This is a genomic window from Undibacterium sp. 14-3-2, assembly GCF_016595265.1.
Taxonomy (GTDB): domain Bacteria; phylum Pseudomonadota; class Gammaproteobacteria; order Burkholderiales; family Burkholderiaceae_D; genus Undibacterium; species Undibacterium aquatile.
In genome coordinates this window covers 398,029-413,146 of sequence record NZ_JAENGS010000003.1, presented here as the reverse complement: position 1 = coordinate 413,146, position 15,118 = coordinate 398,029, and the positions used below count along the sequence as shown (strand labels likewise).

Sequence of the window (15,118 nt, the reverse complement as noted above, 5' to 3'; positions counted from 1 at the left end):
AGTTTCGATGCTGCTGCGATGTTGTTCCCATCAGAAAAGTCATTCACTGTAACCCCCTGCTTGAGAAAAAACAATTTTTAAAACCGTAGAAAAGTCGCATTGAGTAATGCATACACATCGCCGTTCTTCGTCTCATGTGGCGCACCTTTTACAGCCTCACTTGCCACTTCGCTTGCCACGTTTTTGCATCAATTTTTTCTGCCGTGCACGACACATATTACCGCACAGATGATGCTTTTTTTCCGACCGCCCAATATGCCTGCGCCGATGGCGGGAGTGTCGCTAGCACCCGCTCAAAGGTCACGAGATCAACATTTTTTCTGAGTGCAGCGGCAACGGCTTCAATCGCGTTGTCTGTAGCAAAATTGTGCTGTCTGCGAACCGAGCGTACGTCTTCCAGCATTTCCTCACGCGAACCAAATTCTGCTATCGGCTGATCGATATCCCAATTCTCAACAAAGAGCGCTCTGAGCACCAGCGGCAAGGCATCGGCAAAGGCCAGCGCCTGTTTGACAGAAAGCCGTCGACGGAAGGTATGAAAAACGCCCACCACCATATTCCACGCCATATTGGTTGTCGGCAAACCGGCAAAATCGCGCGCATCGACCATAAACTGATCGAACTGCAAAGACGCATTCTGGTATTCAAAAGGTAAGGGCATGAGTTACTTTTCCTGATATGTTCAAACTGGAATTTTACGCAAGATCATCACTGTTCAGCTTGCTCGTACCACCTGTCCCGCCCGGCATCAAGACAATAGTTCCATGGGCGAAGGCACAGGAATAAAGGGCATATATTCTTTCCATCCAAGTACAAGCGAGAACACCACATGAATCACCGGCGAACTGAACAAGGCCAGTATCAGATACAGCCTCAGTTCTGAGACACTCATCCGGAACACGACTGGAGGAAGAAGCAAGGTTACTAACGCGGGGACAGTGTAATAAATCCACCAAGGCAGCCCCATGTTATTGCCGTACTTGGCAAACAGCATCCCACCGACCACCACAATTGCCATCACTAGCATCAAGCTGCGGGTTTCTGGTTTGATTTCACGTTGCCGTAACGAGAACCGGATCAACCAGAAAAATACGACCATCGATACCAGAATAAAGATAATGAAACGAGCGATAGGGGGCATGGTATTCCTGAATGACCAGAGGCAGAGAGGTGCAGCTTAACATTGTGAATTGTCAGGCATATTCTGAACAACACAAAAAAGCAGCCATTCAAGATGTCGTGCTGAAATGAATTTACTTTTTATGTTGGGTAAAACTTTTGATGAGCCAACTTTTTGGCGTATCAGATTCACCGGCATTCTCAAGATCAAATATTTCTTTCACCTTCTTTCCTATCGCGGTATTCACTTCCACAAGTGAATTCTGGTGAATCTGAGTTTGATACTCCCTCATTAGTGCTTCGTTGTTTTGAATATTACAAAAAATATGATCTGTAATATCACGCATAAAATCCCGAACAATTTTTTCTGCGTAGTCATTTGGTTTTGACATTATTAACTCCATTCTTTTGGGGTGATTGTTAGGTGTTAATTTTGGATACCATGAACATTCGCTCTCCTGCTGGAATGACCGTGAACTTAGGTGGTACACCCCTTGGCCATGGCGCAAGGCTAGATGCTAATAGCCACTCTCCGATTTCTTTGTTTATTACCTCGTGACATGTCTTGTTCCAAAACGAGGGCTTCTCAATATTTAAAGCGACAATCTTGAAACCGCCTTCAACCGGTAGCATAAATTGCACGCTCTTCCAGTCAGTCTTGAAATACTTGTCGCGGCCTTCTATTGATAGTTTCAACCCATAGCCTGCGCCAGTTTTATGATGTTTGCCGTTGTTCCAGGCGCTGCATTTGAATGCCATTTCCTTACCTCCATTTATCTCTCAGTCGTCTGATAGAAGTCGCGAAACCAAGTTTTGTGCAATGTTGTGTGCCTCATCTTTTGTCACATCCTGATAAAGCATGTTGTCGAGCGACATTTCAAAGAGTTCGCGTATTTCTTTCAGTAGTGCTGTGCCGCCTTGTTCCTTGGCGAGTCTCTGAATACTCATCAAAATCGGCGGAATCAGGGTGTAGCAAACTTGGTTGCTCATCCTCAGATACTCCAGTTTTTTATCAACAGACGAATTGCTCGATTCAGACATAGAGGGCTCTAACTTGATTTAATTTGACAAAATGAAGCTTATCTTGGAATGTTAAAAATAACAGTTTTCTTAATATGCCCTGAACGCCATACGTGTTGTGCCTATGACGCGCACCATCAAAAACGTTGGCACTCCGCCCCCTACATCGATACCTACGGATAGGCAGCGGCTTCTGCTCCGGAGGCAAAAGCCATTTGGCTTTCTCATCGGCAGGGGGCAAAGATAATGGCTTTAAACGCTGGAATAAATTCTGATGTATACAACGGCTGCCGTGGTTAGAAAGTGATCACCACAGACGCTGAGCTGCGGCTTGCTTCACCGTGAAACACCGCTTCGATATTGTTGCCATCGGGGTCCACGACGAAGGCCGCGTAGTAACCGGGATGGTAAGCACGCTCTCCGGGAGCGCCGTTGTCTTTGCCGCCATGCGCGAGTGCGGTTTGGTAAAAGTGATCGACCATGTTTCGGTCCTGCGCCTGAAATGCCAGGTGATGGCGGCCAGTCAGCACACCCAGCGCAGCCGGGCTATCAATGGCGGTCACGAATAATTCGTCTGCCCAGAAGTAGCCGTCGCCAGTGCCACCCATCGGTACATTGAGCGCTGCAAAAATGGCTGTATAAAAAGCTTGGCTCGCTGAAATGTCTTGCACGACCAATTGAATGTGATCGATCAGCCGACCTCGATGTAGTTCTTGCGTTTCCATAAAATACCCTCTTCGTGATAAATTCAGTGACTTGCGCAAGGTCTGCGCGGCATAATGTTTGACCTGAGGGGGCTGCTTGCTTCCCCTCGAATGTTGGGTTTGGTGACACTGCCCTAAAGTTTAGATCTGCATTTTTTGCACTTCACTTCTGGGAACAATCCGGTCGGGTTTGGGATGACGCCAAAGAGCGCGTCAGCGTTTTCTTGGAAAAGATGATGGCAATAGCTGAACACACCTTCGATGTTCAGTTCGGACACTCCCTTATTCATCGGATCGTCGAGATGGTGCACGAGCTTATTGGCATGTTCACGTAACACCTTCAAAGTGGGGAACAGTCTTTCTCGGATTATGTTTTGGCCAATACTGGCTTCGTTGCACCGACCACAGCTAGTCGATAGTGTAGGTGCCAAATCTCCTTGAATAAGTTTCATGAGCTTTGTGTCCGCTGAACGCGTGGCGAGGGCAACAACATATGCGGTAGAAAGCTCCTCCATCCAATCTCGACCTTTTCCGAAGGCGTTGTATGCACGTAGAGCCGTTGTTCTTTGTATGATTGCAAATGCTATGAGGACATTTGGCCCATCACCCGCTCTCATGCCCACAGCATCAATTGTTTTGGGAACAAACTTCAAAAAGTCGTTAGTGCTCATGCTTGTACCACCCAACTTGATTTAATTCGACAGGCGTAAAGCTTAACTTGGAATGTTAAGAATAACAATTTTATCCAGCCGCCCTGAACGCCGTATGCTCCACCCTAAAATGCCTACGGATTTGCGTCATCCGTAACGCCAACATGCGCATGAAAATTCCCGTTTGAAAACAATGATTTTTATAAAAATGGGGGAGTATGTGCCAAAAATGCTTAAATCTCTTAATAAAATAAAGGGGTTGTAGATATACCCCACCCAGTATATTTAGCCCTTTAACGAGCGAAAAACTAGCCCTGGCGCGTGCTTGGGCGATTGACGCAGACCGTGCGTTGGCGTGTTACGCCATGTGTTCTATGTCGTCCGGCAGGCTTACCCAGGCGTGTTTGCGTTCTTCGTAGACAGAGAATGTTGGTGAAGGAAAGCCCGGTTCGGCAAACGCGCCGACGGGGATCATAATGTCGGCGTCGTTTCCCTCGATGTTGTAGTACACCGTTGCGCCACAGTGGGGGCAGAAATTGAAAATGGCTTTGCTGCCTTCATCCCCGATACGAACATATTGTGTCGATTCGCCTGTGATGGTGACGGCGTCGCGGTGAAAGCGTGCCTGTGCGCCGAAGACGCTGCCAGTCCGCCGTTGGCACGCGAGGCAATGACAGACTGAAACCCGTATTGGGTTATCGCTGGTTGTGGCTGAGAGTTGTCCACAGCTGCAAGAGGCGGTACGTGTTGTCATGGTTCCGAGCCAGGTATAGTCGTAACATTCGCGGAAAAAAAGCAGATTCATCAACGTATCAGCATGCGCAATTTTTCGCCCATTGCTTTGTCAGGCATGTTTGACCAGCCATTTTTCGCATTCTTCTTTGATGTGTCTTAGAAACTGAATTTCAGCCTGATCTCGCGGTAAATGGGTGTAATAAAAAATCGTTGAACCATCCCTGCAATCCCAGACTTCCCGCAACCAACAAAATATATATTCAAGACCGAGATTGCTACCTAGATATTCGCTTTTGGGCAGATCTTCTTCTACTTCAGGATAGATGTTCGAGTAAATAAAATTGGCACCTTCCATTAAATCGATTTCACCTGACACCATTTTTTGCATCGTATCTCTTAACAACGATTTTACTGCGTCAATTCTGGTTGGTATTTCTAATCCCAACTCTTGCATTGCCTCCTCGAACAGCGGTCCAACTTCCGCCATGATCGGGTGATCACACATGAAAATACAATTCAGCGAATAGGTATAAATGCCTTGATCCAGCCATGTGTTAGCCAGATTCACGATCATGTCACTCGACAGCTGATCGAGCTTGTAGTGTGCAATGGCGAGTTCTGGTTTCATACTGTATTTTGTGTAATGTGAGACGTAATCGGGACGAGCTACCAACGGAAAAAATCAGCGATCAAGTGAGATTCCTTGAATGGTATTTTTTCTCAACACGCGTTTTGGTAAAGAGTGCCACAACATTTTAATAGCGTCCATGATCACGTCTTAGGAGCGTACTCTGGTGGGCGATTTGACAGGTATGTCCCGGAACGGTAGAGGGCAGCTTATTCGCTGTTAGCTGGATCAATGGGCTTACTCATTGTGAACGAATGCGTGGCAAACCCGGCGCTTTCATACAGAGAGGCCGCTGGTTGATTGAACTGCCAAACGGTGAGACGCATCTCGTTGGCGCTGTGCTGTGCCGACCATGCCTCGGCAGTCGCGAGGAGCGATCGCGCAATGCCCTGATGCCGGAAAGATGGTGAAACACAAATGACACCGAGTCGCGCGTAGCGAACGGGTTGCGCGAGTGGATGCGTTTCGTCAATGACTTCAACGGTGCAGTAGCCTGCGACGGTTTGATCGATCTCGGCCACAAAGCAAGCCGCATTGGGCTTGGCTAACAGCGCAAGCCAAGTATCGTGTGCACCTGTAATTGCCTCGGGAGCGCGGAAAACCGACGGTGCCGCTTCGTAATGAGTGCGATTAAGTTCCTTCTCCAACTCACAGAGGGCGGAAACATCAGCGGCGATGGCAGGGCGACATGGATGCATTTTGGGGGTGATGTTGTTCTGCGGTTCAGTTGCGCATCTGTTTGAACTTATAGTTAGCGTATTTTGCATTTAGCTAGAGGATTCAATACTCTCCAAGAATCGCATGACACGAAGAAGCTCCGTGTCATCACGATTACCGAGAAAGGGTTCGACACGAATATGACATTTCGGCTGCCGTGCAATCTTCTCAGGGCTGTCATCAACGATCAGGATTTCTTCTGTAGCGTAGCCGAACTTTTGAACCTTTCTCAAATCTTTCACGTACACATAGCCATTGCTCTTTGCGTCAATGCGTTGAACGCAACGCGATACGGACCAAGCAAACTTGGGTTGAATGTTAAAAAAGAGGCGGCCGACGACTTCCGAAACGTATTTGTCGCTAGACGAGGACCAAACCGCTACGTCAAATCGGTTACCGGCAAATTCGACCAGTTCTTGAGCATGCGGACGTCGATAAACTCGATAAGGAGGAACCTCAAAATCGCAAGAGTAACCGAGGTCCCGCTCGGTGGCATGAACCAAGGTTTCGTCTAAATCGAAGATTATGAGGCGAGGCTTCATCGCTAACTCTTAGCGGTCCGGAACTGAGCGCAACCCACGGAAATCAAAGGCCAAATGATCGAATAAATACCGGATATCGAGGTACCAAAAAGAAGAGTGTCCGCGCTAAGTGTCCTGTTAGCGCTCATTTTATTGCCCCTATGATATACGGATTGATATTGCTGAGGTATTGCAAGGCATTAAGTTCAGCGTCGCGTTTCGACGGGAACGTACCGACGGTGTTTGCATCACGAATATCATAGATGACCAACTTCCATAAGCCAGCTGCCTCCTGAATTTCGATATCCCAACTGAGTGCCCCCTTCGGCAAACCGTTTTCCTTTACGAAATTCCGAACTTGCTCGGCAGTTACCGGAAGCTCGCTTTTGAACCTGCTGGGAATAAGCTCATTTGGGAGACTGCTAATCGCCTGGAATCCGATAACGTCTCTCAATAGAAACTTTGCTGATCCATCTAGTACTGCGATGATACGTTCAGTCAGTGGCACATCTGCAGGTGCTCGGTAAGGTTCAAAGCCATAGGTTGGACGTACTGCGTCGATCCTCGACGGTCTGAAAAAAAAACTCAATAGAGACTTGAACATGATCGCTAACGCAACGGTGGACGGCGGGTCGTCAACCAGATTAAAAAATTCTGAACCGCATCGCGGCCAGTCAGATTGACTATCTTGTTATGCTGGTCTTTACTCAAAAAAATCTGCAATTTCTTTATCATCAACGACCATATGATCAGTGATGTGGAATACATCGCTAATCCATTTATGTGACAAAGCCGATTCACGGTCAAGTATTTTTCCCAAGAATGTTACGTGGCTCCACGGTGACTTTTCTTTGTCAATTAGTCCGACTTGAAAATTATCTTCTTTTAGCCAAATTTGAAATGGAAATGCGACACGATGTTCAGAGGCTAAACTATCATCTCCCCATTCTCCAAGACCGATAATTCCGCTAAGTCGTTTTTCAGGGTGACCTTTTGTGAACGACGCGTAGTAAACAGCAAATGCATTATTATCTTTATACACATATCGGGTTAACCGAATTGTCGTGTTACCGCAGCACTCACAACGCGACTCTGTTGGTTCTTCAAATTCGATTTTAAGCATAGCGGTTATTAAATTTAGCAAAAATGAAGCTTAGCTCGAAATGTTAAAAATAACAATTTTCTCCAAAAGTCTCGAAAGTTTTATATAGCTTCGCTGTATTTGACTATGCTGAATAGAGATGCACGTCAGGTTGATGTGCTTATCGCGGGACGGAATCTTCGGATATTGGATGCAATGTGCTAAGCGTGGGCGATAACGCCATCCCGCTTGAGCGCAGGGTTTGCCTCACAACTGATGCCATACCTGGCGCAGACCAACCAGATGCACCAGGCCGATGATGAAACAAATTCCTGATGTGACCAGCCAGAATGTGTCGCTGTTGTCGGGAAAGGCGGGTTTCAGCAATGGGAAAGCCAACGCACGCAGAAGGTAGATTCCAGTGATTGCGCTCAGGACTAATTGAACAAAGGGCAGCCGGATCAGCAGCCCCGCGCCCGACAATGCGTAAGCGGCCCACACAGCGAGGAGTGTGCCGATCGCAAAAGCGATGAAGTTCGCATACCAATGTCCTTTTTCCGCCATTCGCGCAATCGGCTCACCGGCACCTAAAAACCGGAACAGTGGCGCACCCCAAATCATGCAAGCAAAGTGCAACGCTGCGGCCATTGCGCTCAGGGCTGCACCAAGAATCAGAAATACATTGTATGAAGATGACACGGGTAATACTCCGTTTGATTTGATAGTGATGTGTGATGCCTTTTGTGGCCGAACGTAAAGTTGATCAACACACTTGCGTGTCGATATCGGACGAACTGTTAGCGCAATAGTCACGCATAAAACTTGTCTCTTAAAATGGATATGGGTGCTAATTCACATAAAACGATGTTTGCTTGAACTCGTGCATCCGTCCATGCTTTATGCCGCATGTTTTCGACTGACTCCTGCGCAACTGTGGTCCAACGACGAGCGTCCGCTGGAATTGCCTCGACATTTTGTACTAGCTCCTGAATGGCTTTACGCTGATCTTCTGTCATGACCTGAATTGGATCAGAAATCATTAGTCTGACTTTTGGGATGAAGTACCAGAGTTCATGTGCGACATTGTAATTTCCTTGATCCTCAGAACAGTCTTCAGGACTCATCGCCAGTGATCGCACGTGACCTATGAACCAGTCGTATTCCAGATAGAATAATTCTTCCTCACTTATCTCATCTGGCATATGCGTCCTATTGCGTTAACGCTTATTTAACGTAACAAAAATGAAGCTAATTGGGCATCTTTAAAAAGACAATTGCTCCCAATGCCTTGAAAGCCTTATGCACCCTTGTTGTCTCTGCTTATGCTGAATATAGGCGCATAAACAAGCGGGCAAAAACATCACTTCACCACATCGCCAACACCCCGTTGACCAGACAGGATTTGTAGGCGTACATCGCTACTTGCTCACAAGCGGGCCAAGTGCCAGCGCTACTGCGTCAGATACCTCGCCGTCGTTGTCAAACAAATCCGGGCGAAATTCATTTTGCTTGGTGATCAGGTTGGCTCGCCATGGTAGCGACGCCCCGCCGTAGGTGCGTAACGCCAGTGCGCCATTCGACGTCAGGGCGATGAGCTGCACCGACACTCCCTGAGTATTGCCGTCGTAACGAATGGATCCGCCATCGAGGCCGAGCGTGGGCACGCGCCGCTGCTGACCATCCCACACCGCGCCAGCGCCTGTCAGCTTGGCGGTGCGCATGATCAGGCGCGGGCGCAATATCAATACCGCTTTGGTTTCCGCGCCTACCCTTTGCGCAAGCGCGACCAGTGCGCGCGAAAATTCGGTTTCGCGAGGGTTGCCGGTAACGGGGTCGTAGATGCCGCCAACTACCTGAACTTCCTGCGCCCAGATGGTTGCGTAGTTGCTTTCATCGAGTATGGCGACTCTGTAGCCCGCCGCCCTGAGCTGCTTGTGAAGCTGTGCCTTTAACGGCGCAAGGCCGGGTTGCAATTCGGGCAGCTCGGCTTCGGGCGGCAGCATGACAATGAATGCACCCGCATCGGGGCGCTGGAAATTAACGGCGACGTGATTGTCTGATGGTAAGGCGGGTGCAACTGAAGCGCATGCGACCAGCAACAGCGCAGAGAGAATGATTAGCAGTTGATTCATGAGAATGGAGTAGGGTTTTTAATGCAGAGCTGATGCCCACGCAGCGAGAGCTGCGATGGGTATTATTTTTTGTTCGTCACTATATGGACGAGTTCGATGCTGAAAGACTACTTCTGACCTTCAACATGGCGCGCAAAATTATTGAGAATTGCCTGCCACCCGTCTCGCTGCTGTTCATCAGAGTGCGTTGTTTCTGCATCGAATGAAACTCTTACTTTGACACCTTCCGGGCTTGCGCTGAATTCAACTGTTGCCGTCCGGTCGCCAAACGAATATTCAATGAGATGATTGGGGACTACGTTGGTATAGGTGCCGGCAAAGTCAAATCCAAAGCTGCCGTCTTTCGCTTCCATCCGTGATGAGAAAGTGCCGCCGATTCGAAGATCAACATTGGATCTGGTGGTGTGCCAGTCATCGGAAGCAGCATTCCATTGGACGATGTCGTCTGGCGTGGTATAGGCCTGCCAGACTCTTTCTATCGGTGCGCGGACATTGGTCTCGACGATAATTTTCATAAATTCTTCCTTCGTTTCAGTGGCAGTGAACGCGATGTAATTTGGAGACGACGTAGCTTAACTTGGAATGTTAAAAATAACAATTTTCTTACTATGCCTTGAAAGCCTCATGCGCTGTGCCTGTGGCACAGGCAACACCGAAAAATGCTGATGACTTCGCGCCGCTTGAAGCGCTTGCCTGCGCACGAAAATCGCCGTTTAAAAGCGGCGATTTTTATAAAAAAGGGGGAGTATGCTCAAAAAACGCCTGAATCTCTTAATAAAATAAAGGGGATGTAGATATACCCCACCCAGTATATTTTGCCTCTCCAGAGGCAAAAAACACCTCCGGCGCATGTATTGCTGGTGACTGCGCTTGGGTTGACGGTGGGTTTTCTGCTGTAGTGGAGTCACCGTTTGGTCGTTGTCTGGTCGCTATCGGGTCGTTTTTTGATCATTCTTTGATCGCCGTTTTGTGCGTGATTCCTGGCCTTATTCTGCGCTTTACGCTGTGCCCTGGTCTGCGCACTAACGAATACCATTCACGCCATTTTGCTGATCGTTCGCGACAGGAAATGGCAGGTAGTCGCATTCCTGTCGCACGTCTTCATCCCTCTCCTTAAGCTGGCATCTGCTGTCCCCACTTTCATTTTAAGGAGAACACGATGTCCACCAAATATACCGCTGCCTTGTTGCTCAGTCTGTGCGCATCTATGTTGACGATGCCTGACGCCAATGCGTATTCCGAAGCCGATTTTCAAACAGCGTTTCAATCTTTGCGCGCCGGTGCCGGGAATGAAGAACGTGCCGCTAAAGCGTTTCAGAATTTACTGAATGCCGAACCCGGCCAGCCTTTGCTGATGGCGTATGCGGGTTCTGCGACCAGCCGTCTGGCGGTGACGACGATCTTTCCGTGGAAAAAAATGTCGTATGCGGAAGAGGGGCTGGCGATGATAGATAAGTCGCTGATATTGGCGGAAAAGGAACCTGCGCAGTTGCACGGCAATACCTTGCAACTCTTGGAAATCAAGCTGGTGGCGGCATCCACTTTTCTGGCGGTGCCGGAATTTATGAACCGTCATGCGCGCGGTCAGAAACTGCTGGATGACATATTGGTTCACCCGCAGTTGTCGACGGCCGATCTGGGGTTCCGTGGTGAGGTCTGGATGCGCGCTGCGCGTCTGGCGCAACAGCAAAAGCGGATAGAAGATGCGAAAAAACTGGCGGAAGAAGTGATCCGCAATCAGGCACCGCAGGCAGAAAAAGCCAAACAATTATTGCAGGGCTTAAGCGCATGAGCGCCATCATCGAATTGCTGGGCGTGCATAAATCGTATCGCCTCGGGCAACATCTGGTGCGTGCTTTGCGTGGCGTCGATCTGCAAGTGCAGGCGGGCGAGTTACTGGCGCTGACCGGCCCTTCGGGTAGCGGCAAGAGCACGATACTGAATCTGTGCGGGCTGATTGATCAGGCAGATCAGGGCAGCGTTTCGATACTGGGCAGAGACATCGCCAGTTGTTCTGAACGCGAGCTGACGCTGCAACGACGCCAGACGATCGGCTTTATTTTTCAGAGTTTCAATCTGGTGCCGGTGATGACGGTGGCTGAAAACGTTGACTATCCGCTGTTCCTCAATGGGGTGCCGGAAGCCGAACGCAAAATCCGCGTGGCAGAACAGCTCAAAGCCGTTGGCCTGGAAGAGCATGCGCAGCACCGGCCCGATGCGCTGTCAGGTGGGCAGCGTCAGCGCGTCGCAATTGCACGTGCACTGATCAAGCGCCCCGCTTTAGTAATCGCCGATGAGCCAACGGCCAGCCTGGATTCTGTCACCGCCGATCAGGTGCTCGATCTGATGCGCGAGCGTGGTCAGGCAGAAGGCGCTGCATTTGTGATCGCCAGCCACGATGATCGTTTAACCCGCCGTGCGGATCGCATCGTGCATTTACTGGATGGGAGGCTGCAATGAGATTCGTGCGCTTTGATACAACCTGGCTGCGCTTTGCTTTTCACAATGCCTTGCGCAACCGCCGCCGCTCACTGGTGACAGTGAGTGTCGCGGCATTAGGCACGGCGGCGCTGCTGCTGGCAGGCGGCTTTGCGTATTCGACTTATGAAGGTCTGGCGCAAGCGGCAGCACGCACCAGCGGGCATCTGATCGTTGGCACAGCAGCGCATTTCGACAAAGAAGAAGACACGCCGTTGCAATATGGGCTGAGCAATGTATCGCAACTGGAAAAGCAACTGCTGAGTGACGCTGCGGTGCGCTATGTATTGCCACGGGTGGACTTCAGCGGACTGATCAGTAATGGCGATAAATCCACCATCATGCTGGGTGTGGGCATCGATGCGAATGCCGAGTTCGCGGTCAAAGGCCCGTTTCTGAAAGTCGTGGCGGGCAAGATATTGGAAGATCAGAAGACCGCAGAAATCGTGCTTGGCGAAGCCCTCGCCCGCAGCCTGAAAGCCGCGCCGGGCAGCAATCTGACGCTGATGGTCAGCACGACTGAAGGTGCGCTGAATGCGATAGATGTGAATGTCAGCGGCATCGTGACAACAGGCATTCCGGATATCGATAAACGACTGGTGTACACCGATATCCACACAGCACAAAGCCTGTTGCATACCGATAAAGTCAGCAGTCTTGGTGTGTTTCTGAGCGACATGAATGCGACGCCGATGGCGCAACAACGTCTGCAACAGCAGTTGCCAAGGCTGACCATACAGACATGGGAAGATCAGGCGTTTTTCTATAAATCGGTACGCGATTTGTATAACCGTATTTTTGGTGCACTCGGCCTCATCATCAGCCTGATCGTGGTGTTTGTCGTGGCCAATGCAATGGCGATGGCGATTATTGAACGTACCCGTGAAACCGGCAGTCTGCGGGCGATGGGCACGCTGCCTGCCGAGCTGATCCGCAGCTTTTCGTATGAGGGTATGTTCCTCGGTGGCAGTGGTGCGCTGCTGGGCGCGGCGATTGCCTTGACGGTGGCCTTGTTGCTGACATTTTTTCCGGTACAGATGCCACCGCCACCCGGTCGTTCTACCGGTTATCCGTTAATGATCAGCCTTGATCTGAGCATGTATTTACTGACCATCAGCGGCATGATTTTACTGTCCATGCTGTCATCTGCATTGATAGCGCGCCGCACACTACACCAGTCCGTCGTCGATGCACTGGCCCATACCTGAACCGAAAGACGAGCATGAAAAAAATATTCTATCCAGCCCGCATGAGTTTGCTGAGCCTGCTCAGTCTGAGCTGTATGTTGAGCATGACCACAGCGCAGGCCGCCTCGCAGTTACCTGATGTGAGTCAGATGTTGAAAGCCACCGACCAGTTGCGTGTGGGTGGCGGCAATATGCAGGTGGAAACTGAAATCACCACGTTTCAACGCGATGGCAGCGTTGAAAAAGAGCGCAAATACCGCGTCTATAGTCAGGCGCAACGGCAGTCGCTGGTATTGATGCAGAGCCCGGCTGAGAAAGGGCAGAAAGTGCTGATGTCGGGCGATGATTTCTGGATGCTGCTGCCCGGCAGCCTGCGGCCGATGCGCATCACGCCTATGCAGAAATTACTCGGCGATGCTTCGGTCGGTGATATCGCCACCATGAACTGGGCAGAGGATTATCAGGCAAGCCTGGTTGCGGAAGAAAAATGCGACGACAAAGCTTGTCTGCATTTACGACTGGATGCCAGCCGCAAAAGTCTCGCCTATCAACATATTGAACTCTGGATAGGTAAGAAATTTTATGAACCCTTGAAAGCCGATTTGTATGTGCAGTCGGAAAAATTGGCGAAGCAGGCGCGCTTTGTGATGGATAAAGCGCAGGCACCGACAGCGGTGGTGGAAATGCTGCTGGCAGATCAGCTCAGCAACCATAAAGAAACCCGCATACGCTATTTGCATCGTCAACCGAAAACCGTCCCGGAACAATGGCTGAACCCCATGTTCCTGGCAAAAAATCCGACGCTGGAGTGAGCAGTATGCGCCACACCCATCACACGCTGACTTGCCTGATGCCGTTGCTGTTGGCCGCCTTCAATTCAGCAGCGCACGCGGCGGATACCGCAGCGCTTGCCGCTATGGCTGACACGAATGAAGCGACGGCGACAGCAGCGACAACTGCCGCAGACTTCAGTTATAGCGGCAACTGGCGCACGCTGCTGAACTCCGCACAGATCAACACTGTCGGGCCTGCAGCACTCACCGGGCAACTTGAGCCCGGCATATTAACGCCGATACAAACGAGTGTGCAAAGTGAGCTGGAAATGAAGGCGCAGTACAAAAACTGGCATACCACGGCCACCCTGCACACAGAAAAATCCGACAGCAACAGCGCCCACAATACAGGTTGGGTCAATGAGTTCTATGGCAATCTGGATCTGGGCGCGTGGCAATTGAGCGCGGGAAAAAAAATCATTGCCTGGGATGTCGGTTATGGCTTTCGTCCGAACGACGTGATTCAGCAGGAAAAACGGCGCAGTCTGATCAGCCAGACGGCGATAGGCAAACCCCTGGCGAGTCTGGATTTTTTTACCGCAGATCAGGCGCTGAGTCTGGTCTGGGTGAATCCTGCGCAGAATGACGCCATCAATAATATCGAAGAACAAGCCGTCGCAGCGCGTTGGTACCAACGCAGCGGCAACGTTGACTGGCATGGTTTTGCGCGCTATGGCAAACATACACAAGCCAGTCTTGGCGCCGCTTTTTCGTGGGTCGCCAGCGATGCGATTGAGCTGCATGGGTCTTTGCGTGTACAGCAAAAAGCGGCGATATTGCAGCAAACCGCATTCACTGGTTTGGCACGCAGCGCGCCGTGGCAATGGGAAATGCAGAATCAGGTCAGCCAGTTGCTGCTCGGCGCGAATCTGACGACAGAAGATCAGCACAGTTTTTTTGTTGAATACTGGTATGACGGCGGCGCTCGCAGTCAGTCTGACTGGCGGCGGTGGCTGACGCAGAATCAGCAATTACTCAGCATGGGTCAGCAAGCGGTATGGCGTCTGGCGGCCGCAGCCAATCTTGCATGGCAGAATGATGCTTTTAACGCCAGCAGCAATTTGCGCCAACAGAACGTGTTTGCCCGCTGGAGCTGGCAACGTGACGCGTGGCAAACGGCGGTTGATGTGCTGTGGATGCCGGAAGACGGCGGCAGGATAACAACCTTCAGTCAGGAATGGCAGGGTGACCGCTGGCATTGGCAGACCGGCCTGCGCGTATTCAATGGCCCGCAACAGGCCATCGCGCGGCAATTACCGAATACCCACTCGGCCTATGTATCGGTAACATGGGCGTTCTGAATGAAGTGATTT

General features: G+C 50.3%; 22 protein-coding genes. 5 read left to right on the top strand and 17 right to left on the bottom strand.

Annotation, left to right across the window (positions count from 1 at the left end; genetic code table 11):
- Positions 1-217: 217 nt before the first annotated feature.
- The 17 genes from Undi14_RS09835 to Undi14_RS09755 form a co-directional block, all read right to left on the bottom strand.
- Positions 218-661, bottom strand: a complete 444-nt coding sequence (locus Undi14_RS09835) for a DUF2267 domain-containing protein (protein WP_200179834.1) — start codon at positions 659-661, stop codon at positions 218-220.
- 87 nt (positions 662-748) lie between these two features.
- On the bottom strand, positions 749-1,141 hold the full coding sequence (locus tag Undi14_RS09830; protein WP_200179832.1) for a hypothetical protein: 393 nt from the start codon (positions 1,139-1,141) through the stop codon (positions 749-751).
- A 112-nt stretch (positions 1,142-1,253) separates the two neighbouring features.
- Positions 1,254-1,511, bottom strand: a complete 258-nt coding sequence (locus tag Undi14_RS09825; protein ID WP_200179830.1) for a hypothetical protein — start codon at positions 1,509-1,511, stop codon at positions 1,254-1,256.
- A 28-nt stretch (positions 1,512-1,539) separates the two neighbouring features.
- Positions 1,540-1,878 (bottom strand): hypothetical protein, encoded by a 339-nt coding sequence (locus Undi14_RS09820; RefSeq protein ID WP_200179828.1) that lies wholly within the window; start codon positions 1,876-1,878, stop codon positions 1,540-1,542.
- Between the two features lie 21 nt (positions 1,879-1,899).
- Positions 1,900-2,160: a hypothetical protein gene (locus Undi14_RS09815; protein ID WP_200179826.1), complete on the bottom strand. Its 261-nt coding sequence runs from the start codon at positions 2,158-2,160 to the stop codon at positions 1,900-1,902.
- 275 nt (positions 2,161-2,435) lie between these two features.
- A complete protein-coding gene (locus tag Undi14_RS09810) occupies positions 2,436-2,864 on the bottom strand; it encodes a VOC family protein (protein WP_200179824.1) in 429 nt (142 codons plus the stop codon).
- Between the two features lie 113 nt (positions 2,865-2,977).
- A complete protein-coding gene (locus Undi14_RS09805) occupies positions 2,978-3,514 on the bottom strand; it encodes a hypothetical protein (protein WP_200179822.1) in 537 nt (178 codons plus the stop codon).
- A 337-nt stretch (positions 3,515-3,851) separates the two neighbouring features.
- Positions 3,852-4,298 carry a GFA family protein gene (locus Undi14_RS09800; protein ID WP_234030507.1) on the bottom strand — a complete coding sequence of 149 codons (447 nt, stop codon included), beginning with the start codon at positions 4,296-4,298 and terminating at the stop codon, positions 3,852-3,854.
- Between the two features lie 39 nt (positions 4,299-4,337).
- A complete protein-coding gene (locus tag Undi14_RS09795; RefSeq protein WP_200179820.1) occupies positions 4,338-4,856 on the bottom strand; it encodes a hypothetical protein in 519 nt (172 codons plus the stop codon).
- A gap of 209 nt (positions 4,857-5,065) precedes the next feature.
- Positions 5,066-5,623: a GNAT family N-acetyltransferase gene (locus tag Undi14_RS09790; RefSeq protein WP_200179818.1), complete on the bottom strand. Its 558-nt coding sequence runs from the start codon at positions 5,621-5,623 to the stop codon at positions 5,066-5,068.
- On the bottom strand, positions 5,624-6,115 hold the full coding sequence (locus tag Undi14_RS09785; protein ID WP_200179816.1) for an HAD family hydrolase: 492 nt from the start codon (positions 6,113-6,115) through the stop codon (positions 5,624-5,626).
- 124 nt (positions 6,116-6,239) lie between these two features.
- Entirely contained in the window at positions 6,240-6,698 is a 459-nt protein-coding gene (locus Undi14_RS09780) for a hypothetical protein (protein WP_200179814.1), read from the bottom strand.
- Positions 6,699-6,797: 99 nt separating this feature from the next.
- Positions 6,798-7,217: a hypothetical protein gene (locus tag Undi14_RS09775; RefSeq protein WP_200179812.1), complete on the bottom strand. Its 420-nt coding sequence runs from the start codon at positions 7,215-7,217 to the stop codon at positions 6,798-6,800.
- Between the two features lie 225 nt (positions 7,218-7,442).
- Positions 7,443-7,874: a hypothetical protein gene (locus tag Undi14_RS09770; RefSeq protein WP_370589928.1), complete on the bottom strand. Its 432-nt coding sequence runs from the start codon at positions 7,872-7,874 to the stop codon at positions 7,443-7,445.
- A gap of 110 nt (positions 7,875-7,984) precedes the next feature.
- On the bottom strand, positions 7,985-8,377 hold the full coding sequence (locus tag Undi14_RS09765) for a hypothetical protein (RefSeq protein WP_200179810.1): 393 nt from the start codon (positions 8,375-8,377) through the stop codon (positions 7,985-7,987).
- A 216-nt stretch (positions 8,378-8,593) separates the two neighbouring features.
- Positions 8,594-9,307, bottom strand: a complete 714-nt coding sequence (locus Undi14_RS09760; RefSeq protein WP_200179807.1) for a hypothetical protein — start codon at positions 9,305-9,307, stop codon at positions 8,594-8,596.
- A gap of 107 nt (positions 9,308-9,414) precedes the next feature.
- Positions 9,415-9,822: an SRPBCC family protein gene (locus Undi14_RS09755; RefSeq protein ID WP_200179805.1), complete on the bottom strand. Its 408-nt coding sequence runs from the start codon at positions 9,820-9,822 to the stop codon at positions 9,415-9,417.
- A 644-nt stretch (positions 9,823-10,466) separates the two neighbouring features.
- On the opposite strand from Undi14_RS09755, the gene Undi14_RS09750 reads away from it, so the two are divergent.
- Genes Undi14_RS09750 through Undi14_RS09730 form a run of 5 tightly spaced genes read left to right on the top strand, consistent with a single transcriptional unit; the run spans position 10,467 to position 15,106 of the window.
- Positions 10,467-11,099: a hypothetical protein gene (locus Undi14_RS09750; RefSeq protein WP_200179803.1), complete on the top strand. Its 633-nt coding sequence runs from the start codon at positions 10,467-10,469 to the stop codon at positions 11,097-11,099.
- Positions 11,096-11,767: an ABC transporter ATP-binding protein gene (locus tag Undi14_RS09745; protein WP_200179802.1), complete on the top strand. Its 672-nt coding sequence runs from the start codon at positions 11,096-11,098 to the stop codon at positions 11,765-11,767. The genes Undi14_RS09750 and Undi14_RS09745 overlap by 4 nt, the downstream gene beginning before the upstream one ends.
- Positions 11,764-12,993 (top strand): ABC transporter permease, encoded by a 1,230-nt coding sequence (locus tag Undi14_RS09740; protein WP_200179801.1) that lies wholly within the window; start codon positions 11,764-11,766, stop codon positions 12,991-12,993. The genes Undi14_RS09745 and Undi14_RS09740 overlap by 4 nt, the downstream gene beginning before the upstream one ends.
- 14 nt (positions 12,994-13,007) lie before the next feature.
- A complete protein-coding gene (locus tag Undi14_RS09735) occupies positions 13,008-13,784 on the top strand; it encodes an outer membrane lipoprotein-sorting protein (protein ID WP_200179799.1) in 777 nt (258 codons plus the stop codon).
- A gap of 5 nt (positions 13,785-13,789) precedes the next feature.
- The gene (locus Undi14_RS09730; protein WP_200179798.1) at positions 13,790-15,106 is read left to right on the top strand and encodes a hypothetical protein; all 1,317 of its coding nucleotides are present in this window, start codon (positions 13,790-13,792) and stop codon (positions 15,104-15,106) included.
- Positions 15,107-15,118 lie beyond the last annotated feature (12 nt).